At 65.6% G+C, this 12,280-nt stretch carries 11 protein-coding genes; 9 read left to right on the top strand and 2 right to left on the bottom strand.

Annotated elements, in window-relative coordinates:
• Positions 1 to 33 precede the first annotated feature (33 nt).
• Positions 34 to 1,455, bottom strand: a complete 1,422-nt coding sequence (locus VHK65_04655) for an Nramp family divalent metal transporter (GenBank protein ID HVS05439.1) — start codon at positions 1,453 to 1,455, stop codon at positions 34 to 36.
• 162 nt (positions 1,456 to 1,617) lie between these two features.
• On the opposite strand from VHK65_04655, the gene VHK65_04660 reads away from it, so the two are divergent.
• From VHK65_04660 to VHK65_04700, 9 genes are all read left to right on the top strand, one after another.
• Complete coding sequence (locus tag VHK65_04660; GenBank protein ID HVS05440.1) at positions 1,618 to 2,409, top strand: hypothetical protein; 792 nt, start codon at positions 1,618 to 1,620, stop codon at positions 2,407 to 2,409.
• Positions 2,410 to 2,518: 109 nt separating this feature from the next.
• Entirely contained in the window at positions 2,519 to 3,073 is a 555-nt protein-coding gene (gene folE, locus VHK65_04665) for a GTP cyclohydrolase I FolE (GenBank protein HVS05441.1), read from the top strand.
• A gap of 10 nt (positions 3,074 to 3,083) precedes the next feature.
• Entirely contained in the window at positions 3,084 to 3,812 is a 729-nt protein-coding gene (locus VHK65_04670) for a DUF72 domain-containing protein (GenBank protein ID HVS05442.1), read from the top strand.
• Positions 3,813 to 3,845: 33 nt separating this feature from the next.
• Positions 3,846 to 4,727, top strand: coding sequence for a Ku protein (locus tag VHK65_04675; protein ID HVS05443.1), 882 nt, complete (start codon positions 3,846 to 3,848; stop codon positions 4,725 to 4,727).
• A 24-nt stretch (positions 4,728 to 4,751) separates the two neighbouring features.
• Positions 4,752 to 5,810, top strand: coding sequence for a hypothetical protein (locus tag VHK65_04680; GenBank protein ID HVS05444.1), 1,059 nt, complete (start codon positions 4,752 to 4,754; stop codon positions 5,808 to 5,810).
• Positions 5,811 to 5,822: 12 nt separating this feature from the next.
• A complete protein-coding gene (locus VHK65_04685) occupies positions 5,823 to 6,311 on the top strand; it encodes a (2Fe-2S)-binding protein (GenBank protein ID HVS05445.1) in 489 nt (162 codons plus the stop codon).
• Positions 6,304 to 8,658 carry a molybdopterin cofactor-binding domain-containing protein gene (locus VHK65_04690; protein HVS05446.1) on the top strand — a complete coding sequence of 785 codons (2,355 nt, stop codon included), beginning with the start codon at positions 6,304 to 6,306 and terminating at the stop codon, positions 8,656 to 8,658. Before VHK65_04685 ends, VHK65_04690 begins: the two co-directional genes overlap by 8 nt.
• Positions 8,659 to 9,684, top strand: coding sequence for an FAD binding domain-containing protein (locus tag VHK65_04695; GenBank protein ID HVS05447.1), 1,026 nt, complete (start codon positions 8,659 to 8,661; stop codon positions 9,682 to 9,684). It abuts the gene before it with no gap.
• A gap of 69 nt (positions 9,685 to 9,753) precedes the next feature.
• Positions 9,754 to 10,113 carry a hypothetical protein gene (locus tag VHK65_04700; protein ID HVS05448.1) on the top strand — a complete coding sequence of 120 codons (360 nt, stop codon included), beginning with the start codon at positions 9,754 to 9,756 and terminating at the stop codon, positions 10,111 to 10,113.
• 67 nt (positions 10,114 to 10,180) lie between these two features.
• Here the strand turns inward: VHK65_04700 and VHK65_04705 are convergent, their stop codons facing one another.
• Positions 10,181 to 12,259, bottom strand: coding sequence for a sialidase family protein (locus VHK65_04705; GenBank protein HVS05449.1), 2,079 nt, complete (start codon positions 12,257 to 12,259; stop codon positions 10,181 to 10,183).
• Positions 12,260 to 12,280: the final 21 nt, after the last annotated feature.

Consider the following 12,280-nt stretch of genomic DNA (forward strand, 5'->3'; position numbering starts at 1 on the left):
TGAGAACGATATAAGAGAGGCCTAAAGATATCGTCAGTGGCCGGCGAACATCGTCACAAACATGGTGATCGCCGCCACTGCCATAAAGACGGCGGCAATCCCAGTCAGCGCCAGGCTGAGCTTGCCGCTCACATGGCGCTTCATCACGGCGGCGTCCGCCCCCAGCAGCACGATCAGAAGCAGGAGCGGAGGAGCGACGACGCCATTGATGACGGCCGAGATGAAGAGGGCGCGGATCGGGTCGAGGTGCGCGAAGTTCATCAGCACTCCGCCGACGGTGGCGAGCGTCAGTATGAGGTAGAAGGTCGGTCGATGCTGCGGCTTGCTGGCCAGGCTTCCGGGTAGCCGGAGGAACTCCTTGATCGCGTAGGTGGCGGAGCCGGTCAGAATCGGAATGGCGAGCAGGCCGGCGCCGATGAGCCCAACCGAGAAGACGATGAAGGCAAACGGTCCCGCAAGCGGCGCCAGCGCCGCGGCCGCCTGGTCAGCCGTCTGGACGTCCGTCTTGCCGTGCGCGTGCAGCACGGCGGCCGAGGTGAGAATGATGAAGTACATCACCAGGTTGGAAAAGGCCATGCCAATCAGGACGTCGGCTCTGGCGGCGTGGAGCTCGGCGCGCTTCAGCCCGCGCCGGCCGCGATGCGGGTCGGTGGCTCCGGCGGCCGCCAGCTCGTCGACCTCCGAGGATGCCTGCCAGAAGAACAGGTATGGCGAGATGGTCGTGCCGAGCACGGCAACCAGGGCCATGACGAAATCCTTCGAGAGCTCGACGTGCGGAATGACGGTCGCCTTGAACACCTCGAGCAGGGGGGGATGGGCGAAGAACGCGGTGATCACGTAGGCGAATAGTGCGAGCGTCAACCACTTGAAGATCTTGAAAATCGTGGCGTAGGTGGCGAAGACCTGCAGGGCGATGATCAGCAGTGCCACTGGAACGACCAGCCAGAGCGCCTGCAGGGCGCCGCGGGAGAGCAGCGACCCGCCGGCCGCCACCGCCCCGAGGTCGGCGCCGACGTTGAAGGTGTTGGCGGCGAGCAGCCCAAGGATCGCGATGCCGACCAGCCAGCGTGGGAATTTGCGACGGAGGCTGGCGCCCAACCCGACTCCGGTTTGCAGCGCGATCCGCGCGCACAGCTCCTGAATCGCGCTCATCAGCGGGAAGGTGAAGAGTGCCGTCCACAGGAGACCGTAGCCGAACTGGCTCCCGACCTGGGAGTAGGTCCCGATGCCACTGGGGTCGTCGTCGCTCGCACCGGTGATCAAGCCCGGTCCGAGCAGCTGCAAGAAGCCGACGGGCCCTTTTCGCTTCGCCTCGTCGAGGGTCGTCCGGCCGACACTCGGACCGCCACTGGCGGCAAGATCCGAGCGCTTTGCGCCCTCGGCGACATCTTCGGCCGGCTGGGCCCCCGGGTTGACGATCGAGACGATCGGGTCTGGGATCGGTTCCGGCGACACGGGCGTGGGCATATTAACTGACAGCAACGATATCATGTTCGGGGTTCGGGATTGGGGCGCGGCATACTGGGAGGGCCATAACCTGGCGGGAGGCGCGACCGTTGTAACAACCGGCCGCAGGGTCTGGCCAGCTGATACCGTCACTGATAGGATGAGACAAGAATGTCACAGGGAGTGATCAAAATTGCGCTGGCGATGGCATTCGCCGCGCTCCTGCCGTCCTGTTTCGGCGCCCAGGTGAATACCCGGCCCGTCGGGCCGGTTGCCCTCGCCTACAACTTCACCAAGCCATCGGCGGTGCCGACGGAGAGCCCGTCTCCACAGGCCTCCGTGACCGTCGGCCAGGTCGCCCAGACCCAGGGTTCCGTCCAGGTTCGCGGCTTTCACGAGCCGCCGGACTGGGCCCACCGCAACTACTGCGGCGCCGGGGCCACCCAGGTCCTCCTCTCCGCCTGGATGACCGAGGTCCCCGACATCGAGACCGTCGCCAAGGCGTCCAAACTGAATCCGAACAGCGGCGAGTTCGGCGCCAACGCCACGACGGCCATCGATGCCTTCCTCAACCCGGTCGTGGTCCCCGCCCTTGGCCAACCCCGCTACAAGGCCGAGCACGTGAGCATCCTCGACGAGGTCAAGGCCAGGATCCAGCGCGACATCGTCGATCAGCAGGCCATCATGACCTTCGGCCATGGTGTGCCGGTGATGGTGCAGACCATGACCAAGACGATGCCGGGGTGGAATCACTGGAACGCCACCCATATGATCACGATCTTCGCCTTCGACTTCAGTCACGACGATCCGGCGCTGGACAGTGTGACCTACGCCGAGACGCCCTCGCCGCTGGCCGGGTACCGCGGTCCCGACTTCCAGACGATCTCCGTCAAAGCCCTCTGGGTGGCGATGCAGGCGTACCTGCGCGAGTTTCCGCAGGACCCGATGAACGTCATCAGCTAAGGGGCCCCGCTCCAGCGTGGAAAAGCGGGGAGACAATTTGGGCGCCCCACTCGCTCCGCATAATGGAGCCATGGCACAGGCGGCTGATCAACCGAATGACGTAGTGTCGATGGAGGCGCTCATCCGCCACCAGCTCCTCCTGCTCGGCGAGGACCCCTCCCGCGAGGGACTTCGCGATACGCCCGAGCGGGTGAAGGAAAGCCTCGAGTTCTTGACCCGCGGCTATCGCATGACCCTGGAGGACGTCTTCGGCGGCGCCACCTTCACCGAGGCCTACAAGGACATGATCGTCGTGAAGGACATCGAAATGTACTCGCTCTGCGAGCATCACCTGCTGCCCTTCTTCGGGCGGGTACACATCGGATACATCCCCAAGGGCCGCCTGGTCGGACTCAGCAAGCTGCCCCGGCTGGTCGAGCTGTACGGCCGGCGCCTGCAGGTCCAGGAGCGAATGACGCGTCAGATCGCGGAGTGCCTGCAGAAATACCTGGAGCCGGTCGGGGTGGGCGTGGTCGTCGAAGCCGATCACCTGTGCATGAAGATGCGCGGCGTCGAGAAGCAGAACAGCCGGGTCTTCACCAGCTGCGTGCTGGGCATCTTCCAGACGGACTCAAAGACGCGCGCCGAGTTCATGGGCCTGATCAAAGGCGTCCCCAATACTTAGTCCCCCGGGCGTGGCCCAGTTCTTCGTCGGCACGTCGGGGTTTTCCTACTCGGGATGGCGGGGACGGTTCTATCCCCGGCGCATCAAGTCGGCCGACATGCTCGGCTACTACGCCCAGCAGCTCGGGACGGTCGAGGTCAACACGACCTTCTACCGGACCCAGCCGGCGGACGTCATCGCCGCCTGGGTCTCGAGCGTTGCGCCGCCCTTCCGCTTCGCGGTCAAGGCACACCGCCGCATCACCCACAACCGGCGCATGCCGAACCTCGAGCAGGCGGTTGCGCTTCTGGCGGAGGAGGCAGGCGCCTTTGGCGATCGGTTGGGCCCGGTCCTCTTTCAGCTGCCGCCGACGGCGCCCTTCGATGAGGGCCGTATCCAGCGCATCTTCGCCCTCCTTCCACCTCAATGGCGGGTCGCCTTTCAGTTCCGCCACCCCTCCTGGCACACGGAGGAGGTCGCCGCCCTGCTCGAAGGGTTGGGGGCCTCGCTCGTCCACGGCGATGGCGAGGAGCAGCCGGGGCCGCTGGGCCGGGGCGCCTTCGTCTACCTTCGGTTGCGGCGGGAAACCTACTCGACGCAGCGGATCACGGCCTGGGTGGGCCGGATTGCCGGGTATCTGGAGGGCGGTCGCGACGTGTATGCCTACTTCAAGCACGAGGCGCTGGGTCCGCTGTACGCGCAGCGGCTGGACGCGGCCGTCCGAACATCTTTTCGATCTCCCGGCCACGCGGCGGTATAATCCGGGCAACCCAAGGAAAAGGAGACCTCATCTATGGCCCGGTCCATGTGGCGGGGCGCGATCAGCTTCGGGATGGTGGCGATCCCGGTCCGCATGTACCTCGCCACCGAGGCGCACAGCGCCGTCTCGTTCCGACAGTTGTGCCCGCACTGCCAGCTCCCCATCAAGCAGCAACGGCATTGTCCGACCGATGACCACGTGGTCGCCTTCAACGAGGTGCTCAAGGGTTACGAGGTCGGAAAGAGCCAGTTTGTCCTGATCGACGAGGAAGATCTCGACAAGCTGCCGCTCAAAACCACCAGGACGATCGACATCGTCGAGTTCGTCGAGCGCAACGAGGTGCCGCTCGGGCTGTATATCAAATCCGCGTACTACCTCGAGCCCGAGGACGTCGGGGTCAAGCCCTTCTACCTCCTCAAGCGCGCCCTCGAGGATACGAACAAGGTCGCCGTCGCGAAAATCGCGCTTCGCGACCGCGAGCATCTGTCGTTGATCCAGGTCGAGGGCAACACGCTGCTCTGCAACACGCTGAACTGGCCCGACGAGATTCGATCAACGGAAGAGCTGAACCTCCCGCAGAACGTCAAGATCAGCGACAAGGAGGTCAAGATGGCGACCTCCCTGATCGACAACCTGACGGACACATTCCAGCCGGAGCGCTACACCGATGACTACAAGGCCGCCTTCCAGCAGATCGTCGATCAAAAGATGAAGGGTCTCAAAGTGACGGCCCCGGTCGCCGCGCAGGAGCCGCGCGTGATGGACCTGATGGCCGCGCTGAAGGCCTCGGTGGAGGCGACCAAGCAGGGGAAGAAGAAGGCGGCGGAGAAGCCCGCCGCGAGTCGCGCGGCCAAGGTCAAGGTGGCCGCAAAAACGTCGGCGGCCCGCCCGGCTGCCAAACGTCGCACGGCCTGACCCGGCGTAGTACAGTCCGCTAAAGTGCCGGCGCGGTCCCAAACGGTAGAGCTCGACCTGCCCTTCCAGCGCGCGTTGCCGGATCGGCTGCGTCCGATGCTCCCGATGCCCGCCGCCGGCCCGTTCGATTCGCGGGAGTATGCGTTCGAGGTCGCCTGGGACGGCGTCCGAGCGCTGGCCTCTATTGATGGCGGACAGGTTCGGCTCTGGGGCCGCGACCTTCGCGACCTCACCGCTCGCTACCCGGAGGTCCAAGCGCTCGCGGCGTTGGGCCCTCCGGAAACGATCGTCGACGGTGAGTTGATCGTGACCGATGAGGACGGCCGGCCCGACAGCGTGGCACTCGAGGCGCGTCAGCAGGCGGTGCGTCCGGAGGCCATCGCCCGAGCGGCCGCCGCGCACCCGGCCACGTATGTCGTGTACGACCTGCTCTACATGCGCGGCAAGTCGTTGATGAAGGAGCCGCTGGTCAGACGGCGACCGAAGGTGTACCAGTCGATCCCCTCGAAGGGACGCATCTACGTCGTCGAACCGGTTGCCGAGGACGGCCTCGCCTTTTTCGAGGCGGCCAAAGAGAACGGACTTGGCGGCGTGGTCGCGAAGCGGTTCGACAGCCCCTACCGCGCGGGCCAGCGCCACCCGGACTGGCTGCTGATCGAGGCGGTGCGCCGCCAGGATTTTGCCGTCATCGGCTTCACTCCGCAGGCCGGCGACCACCTGCTCGAGGCCCTCATCGTCGCCACCTACGACGGCCGGCAATTTCACCCGGCCGGACGGGTCGTGGGTGGCTTCGACGCGGCCGCTTCCAGGCGGATGCGCAAGGCACTCGATGCCCTGCCCAGCGCGTCGCCGCCGGAGGACGCCCGCTGGTGGGATGATCGGATCTGCTGGATCGAGCCGCGTCTCGTCGTCGCCGTCAAGTTCAGCGAGTGGGATGGCAACGGCCAGCTGCGTTTCCCGATCTTCAGCGGCTTGCAGCCGGAGGTGTCGCCGCAGGAGTGCGTCCGCACGGCCATGGTCGAACCTCCGGAGCCGGCCCCGCCGCGCCGGGTCGACATCCAGCTGCCGCGCCTGCTCATTTGAGACAGTAGGGACGTGACGATCGCCGACCGGGTCGCCGTGCGCCTGCGCGTCAACGGCGAGGATGTGGCGGTCATGGTGCCGCCCTACAAGACACTGCTCGAAGTCCTGCGCGAAGACCTGGGACTGACCGGCACCAAGCACGGCTGCGAACTGGGCGAATGCTCCACCTGTGGCGTCCTCGTCGACGGCCGGCCGTTCCTCTCCTGCCTGGCGATGCCGCTCGACCTCGAGGGTCGCGAGATCATCACTGTGGAGGGCATGGCGAACGGGAGTGAGCCGCATCCGCTCCAGGTCGCCTTTGCCGAGCTGGGCGCCGCGCAGTGCGGGTACTGCACGCCGGCGATGCTGCTCACGGCCAGGGCCCTGCTCGATCGAAACCCGCAGCCGACACGCGACGCCATCAAGGAAGCCCTCTCCGGTGTGCTCTGCCGCTGCACCGGTTACCTGAAGATCTTCGAGGCCGTCGAACTGGCCGCATCGAGACAGAAGCGCCGTGGCTGAGGAACTCACCATCGTCGGCAAGTCGCTGACGAAGCCTGACGCCTTCGCCAAGGTGAGCGGGCAAACCAAGTTCGCCGACGACCTGGCGCTGCCACGGATGCTCTTCGGCCGGATCCTTCGCAGCCCGCACCCGCACGCGCGAATCCTGCGCGTCGACACCGCCCGGGCTCGGGCGCTTCCCGGCGTGCTGGCGGTGCTCACCGGTGACGACCTGCCGATCAAGTTCGGCATCCTGCCGGTGAGCCAGGATGAGGAAGCGCTCGCCCGCGAGAAGGTCCGCTACGTCGGCGATCCCATCGCGGCCGTCGCGGCCACCGACGAGTGGATCGCCGACGAGGCGCTCGAGCTGATCGAGGTGCAGTTTCAGAAGCTGCCGCAGTTCATGTCGATCGACGAGGCCATTAGCGGCGCTGGCGAGCCGATCCACGGCACCTCGAATGTGCACAAGGCCGTGGCGCTCGAGTTTGGCGACACCGACGAAGCGATGCGCAGCGCGGCACATGTCCGGGAGGACGTGGTCTTCTTCGAGGGCAACACCCATCTGCCCATGGAGCAGCATGCGGCCGTCGCCCAGTGTGCGGCGGACGGCAGGCTCACGCTCTGGACGTCGTCGCAGACGCCGCATTACGTGCACCGCGCCCTGGGCAAAGTGCTGGAGCTGCCGATGAGCCGCATCCGCGTCATCGCCACCCCCAATGGGGGCGGATTCGGTGGCAAAAGCGACATCTTTTCTCACGAGCTGGTGGCCGCCAAGCTGGCGATCGTCACCGGGCGGCCGGTCAAGATCACGCTCACCCGCGAGGAAGTCTTCTACGCGCACCGGGGGCGCCATCCCGTCCTGATGAAGGTCAAGACCGGCCTCACGAACGATGGACGCATCACGGCCATGCAATTCCGCAGCTTCCTCGACGGCGGCGGCTACGGCAGCTATGGCGTGGCCAGCACCTATTACACCGGCGCCCTCCAGGCGACCACCTATGCCATTCCGCGATATCGATTCGAGGGTGTCCGACTGTTCACGAACAAGCCTCCGTGTGGCCCCAAGCGAGGGCACGGCACACCGCAACCGCGATTCGCCCTCGAGACCCATTTCGACAAAGTGGCGGAAGAGCTTGGTCTCGATCCGGTCGAACTCCGGCGCCGCAACCTGCCCTCAGCGGACTCGCGCACGGTCAACTGGCTGCGGATCACGAGCATCGGCTTGGAGGCATGCATTAATAAGGTTGTCGAGGGCTCGGGATTCCTGGAGCGTCGCGGGTCCATGCCGCACGGCCGCGGTCTCGGCTTTGCGGTCAGCTCCTACCTCAGCGGCGCCGGGACCGCCATCTACTGGAACGATATGCCGCACTCCGAGGTGCAGCTCAAGCTCGACCGCAACGGCGGCGTGGCCCTGCTCTGTGGCGCGATCGACATCGGCCAGGGATCGGACCACATCCTGGCCGCGATCGTGGCCGAGGTTCTCGGTGTCGGGCTGGAGGACATCCAGCTCATGACCGCCGATACCGATCTGACGCCGATCGACCTGGGCAGCTACTCCTCGCGCGTCACCTTCATGGCGGGGAACGCGGCGAAAGCCGCGGCTGAGAAGGTGCGAGCCCAGTTGTTCGAGGCGGCGGCCAAAGCCCTGCAGTGCGATGTGGACGAGCTGGTGGCGCGCGATCACCGTGTCTTTCGGCGAAACCGGCCGGAGGAAGGCGTGCCGTTCGCGCAGGCGGTCCAGCTCGCGGAGGCGCAGGGTGGCGTGGTCACGGCGACCGGCAGCTATACGCCGCCCAAGCTGGCCGGTCCCTACAAGGGATCCGGGGTCGGGCCCAGCCCCGCCTACTCCTTCTCCGCGGCCGTCGTCGAGGTCGACTGCGACGTCAAGACCGGCGAGGTCCGCGTGCCCGAGGTCTGGGTCGCCCACGATATCGGTCGCGCCATCAATCCGGTGCTGGTGGTAGGCCAGGTCGAGGGCAGCGTGTACATGGCGTTAGGTGAGGCGCTGATGGAAGAGCAGACCTTTCGGCTTGGCCTGCACAAGTTCCCCTCGTTGCTCGAGTACAAGAGCCCGACCGCGCTGGAGGCGCCGGTGATGCACACCTACCTGGTCGAGACCATCGATCGCGAGGGACCGTTCGGTGCCAAGGAGGCGGGACAGGGGCCGCTGCTCCCGGTCATCCCAGCGGTGGCCAACGCCGTCTACAACGCGCTCGGCGTCCGCATCGACGAGGTGCCGATCACGCCGGACAAGGTCCTCAAGGCCATGAGCGACAAGAGCAAGCGCGTCGGGCCCAAGTCGACGCCCGACTTCGAGTTCCCGGCACTGATCAAGTCCGACGTCCCTGAGGAGTGGAAGGGAAAGTAGATGCTGCGCCTGCCCCGACTGCAGTACCTCCGTCCGCGATCGATCGCGGAGGCGACGGAGCTCGCGGCGCAGAACCCGGGCGCGATGTTCATCGCCGGCGGGACCGACCTGGTGCCCAACCTGAAGCGGCGCCAGTTCGACGTCACCACGCTGATCAGCCTCAATGCGCTGCCAGACGGCCGTCGGGTCGAGGGCGATGTCAAACACGGCGTCACGATCGGTGGCGGCGCGACGCTCGATGCGCTGGCCCAGCATGATCTGCTCGCCGGCCCGTTTCGCGCGCTGGCCCAGGCCTGCGGGTCGGTCTCGACGCCCCAGGTGCGCTACATGGGCACGCTGGGGGGCAACCTGCTGGTCGATCCTCGCTGCAACTACTACAACCAGACCTACTCCTGGCGGAAGGCAGTCGGTTTTTGCATGAAGAAGGACGGCGACATCTGCCTGGTCGCGCGCAGCTCGCCGCGCTGCTGGGCCGTGTCGTCGTCTGACAGCGCACCGGCTGCGCTGGCGCTGAACGCGCATATCACGCTGCGCGGCGTCAAGGGGACTCGGCGCATCCCGTCCGCCGACTTGTATAAGGACGACGGCATCGATTACACGACGAAGACGGCCGATGAAATCATCACCGCGGTCGAGCTGCCCGCCGTGGAGGGTCGGATGACCAGCGCCTACTGGAAGCTGCGCCGGCGGCCCGCCTTTGACTTTCCCATCCTCGGCGTCGCGGTCGCGATCGCGTGGGATGAGGGCGTGGTACGCGAGGCCCGCGGGGCGCTGGGCGCGGTCGGCTCGCATCCGGTTGACATCACGGCCTTCCTCAAACCGCTTCACGGAAAGCGTCCGGCCGACGACCTGATCGCGGATGTGGCCAATGCCGCCGACAAGCCGTCGCGACCGCTCGACAATACCGACCTGAGCCACTACTGGCGGAAGCGCATGAGCAAGGTCTATATCGAGCGCGCCTTGCGCGATGCCTGCGGGCTCGACCCGCTCGGCGGGCTTCTTACAGCACAAGTCGCCAGTCGGTAGCAGATCGGCCACGGTTACGCTGCGTCCAAACCGTCAGTCAGAGTGGCGCGTTGCGTTATACCTGTTGCGATGAACAAGCTACGAGTACTCCTGGTCGCGGTCGCACTTGTCACCGCGGCCTGCGGCACGGCGACCATTTCCGGTTCGCAGGTCAAATCGATTTCGAGCTCGGGTACCGTTCGGGTCGACACCGGGGCGAATGCCGGCACCACCGTTGCCGGAGACGACCTGAGCCGTCCGAATCCGCCCGTTCACAGGGGCGGAACGGTTCCGGTGACCCAGGGGCAGTCGCCGACGACGAACGCCACGACGCCGTCCGCGATAGGGCACGACCGTTGCTCCGACGGATTCCCGGCGAGCACCGGAGCCGGCACAAGGAACAGTGCCGGAGGCAAGCGCCTGCCACTGCCGGCGTGCGCCGTCCAGTAGATCCCGCTGAACAAACGAAAGAGGGCGCCGTCGGGCGCCCTCTTTGTTTATCGCGGGTCAGTTGTGCCTAGTCGCCACCTCCACCACCCTGGTCCTCCCCCGGCCCGTTCGGGATTCGGAGGATCGCGGTGTAGATGTCCTGATCGTTGGCGCGCGGGGCATTCGTCGCGCTCCCGGTGCAGATCTGCGGCGGGTTGCCCGGCGTTGCGGTACCTGGGCAGAGGAACAACTCCGGGTTGCGGGTGTCGCTCCACAGCGGCAGGGCCGTCTCCTGGAAGGCGGCGAGCCCGGCGTAGTCGCCGAAGAATACCCCGCTGAATTGCGTCGGCGGAGGCATCGACGCGGACGTGGCGCGGATCGTTCCGAAGCACTGCTGGTCGGTGTTCGAAACGTCGGCGGCGCACGCGATGTTGGACGTCCCGGACAGGCTCACGTCCGAATAGCCGGTCATCTCGTCATTCCCATACTGCCGGTCGTAGTAGGAAACAGCCAGCTTGCCGGTCTTCGTGAACTCCTGCCACTGAAACCACTGGTCGGTCGCGCGCTGCTTCGGCTTGTTGGTCACGCTCGGCAATGCCCGCGGATCTGTCGTGGTGCCGGTGAAGGTCGCGCCGCCATTCTCCGACACGCTGAGCAGGATGTCATTGTTGCAGGCGCCCGGCGTCTTGACTCCGATGTAGAGGTTGTTGCCGAACGGACTGAATCCGGCGGGAATGCAGCCATTGCTCTCATTGGAATTGCGGTTGATGTACGAACCGAACGTCACCGCAATCTCATTTGGCTTGTTGGGGTTGACGCTACCCGTCGGGTAGCTCCCCGCGCGGAAGTACGAGTTGGTCGTGGCGCCCTTTTCCGGAACACACGCCCGCCCGGCATCTTTGTGCTGGTAGGCGAAGCAATCCGGGAGATCGTAGTAGTCGGACACCTTGACCGGGGGACCGAAGGTCTGTCCGCCATCGGTGGACTTGACCAGCAACACCTGGTTGCGGTTGTCGCCGCCGCTCACAGCGTTGTTGAAGTTGGAGAACGCGATGTAGTATGCACCGTCTGGTCCTGTGAACGGATTAGCGAAGCTTTGGACGTCGCACGTCCCCGGGTTTCCAACGGAGATAGGGCAGAGGCTCGATGTCGTGACGGCCGCCACCCGGTTGCTGAAGTTCTGACCGTAGTCGTTGGAGAACGACGAGTAAATGATCGCGGTCCCCGCCGAGGTGAACTCGGTGTAGGCGACGTATACGCGGTCCTGGAAGGGGCTCCCGACATGGTTGTCAACGGTCATGTACGGCTTGTCCTGGAACGGCTTGCCATTGGGGGCGCCCGTACCCGTGACCGGGTTCGTTCCGGCCAGGTCGGCGGTTTCGATGACGGGATGGCCCGGGAAGTTCCACGAGGCGCCGGCATTCTTCGTGGACCGATACACGTAGATGGCGCTCGACGCATCGGTGACCGCCGTCGTCGAGGGCCCGCGCTGAAATACCTGGCAGGTCATGTAGGCGTTGCCCTGGGTATCCCACGCGACCGATGGGTCGCCGCCGGCCTCCCAGTACTGGCGCGCAGCGCCAAACGCCCCGCCACGAGTGAAGGAGCTGGGAATGATCGAGTACCCCCAGGTGCGCCCTCCATCGAGGCTGAACGCGCCGATGCAGCCGCCGTCACCGCGCAGGTAGTTGTTGTAGAAGGCGACGAGATGGTTCGGGTTATTGGGGTCCGCCGCGATTGTTGTCTCGTTCTGGGCCTGGCCACGTCCCTGCAGATCGGCGTCGGTCAGGTTTTGACAATCGGGGTTGACCTTGATGTTGCCCTTGCCGTTGTCTCCCTCACCGGAGGAGCCTGACGGGCAGCCCGGGCTGCTCGATGGGAAGTAGTTGGCTGGTCGCCCTCCGGCGCCGTTGGCGGCGGAGTAACTGCTGGGGCCCACCGTGGGGCTTTCTTCCGAGGCTCCGGCATCGTTGCCCCCAGGCTGGACATTCGGGTTCAGCGTTCCTGCCAGTGCCAGCGTTCCAATGCTGGAGAGAACCCGTTTTTGCAGAGCCGTCATCTTGGCGTACATACCAGCCTGCACGGGAAGGCTGGTCGCCGCCGGTTGCCACAGCAACACGCCGGCAAGTGGAAGAGCGCTGAGAAGTCGCAAGTATCGATGCTTCATTTATTCCTCCGCAGCATTGGT

Source organism: Candidatus Dormiibacterota bacterium, from assembly GCA_035544955.1.
Taxonomy (GTDB): Bacteria; Chloroflexota; Dormibacteria; order CF-121; family CF-121; genus CF-13.

Bases quoted from the DNA above. Each gene is read 5' to 3' on its own strand.
- VHK65_04660 (HVS05440.1), top strand. From the start codon at position 1,618: ATGTCACAGGGAGTGATCAAAATTGCGCTGGCGATGGCATTCGCCGCG.
- folE (HVS05441.1), top strand. From the start codon at position 2,519: ATGGAGGCGCTCATCCGCCACCAGCTCCTCCTGCTCGGCGAGGACCCC.
- VHK65_04675 (HVS05443.1), top strand. From the start codon at position 3,846: ATGGCCCGGTCCATGTGGCGGGGCGCGATCAGCTTCGGGATGGTGGCG.
- VHK65_04695 (HVS05447.1), top strand. From the start codon at position 8,659: ATGCTGCGCCTGCCCCGACTGCAGTACCTCCGTCCGCGATCGATCGCG.
- VHK65_04700 (HVS05448.1), top strand. From the start codon at position 9,754: ATGAACAAGCTACGAGTACTCCTGGTCGCGGTCGCACTTGTCACCGCG.
- VHK65_04705 (HVS05449.1), bottom strand. From the start codon at position 12,259: ATGAAGCATCGATACTTGCGACTTCTCAGCGCTCTTCCACTTGCCGGC.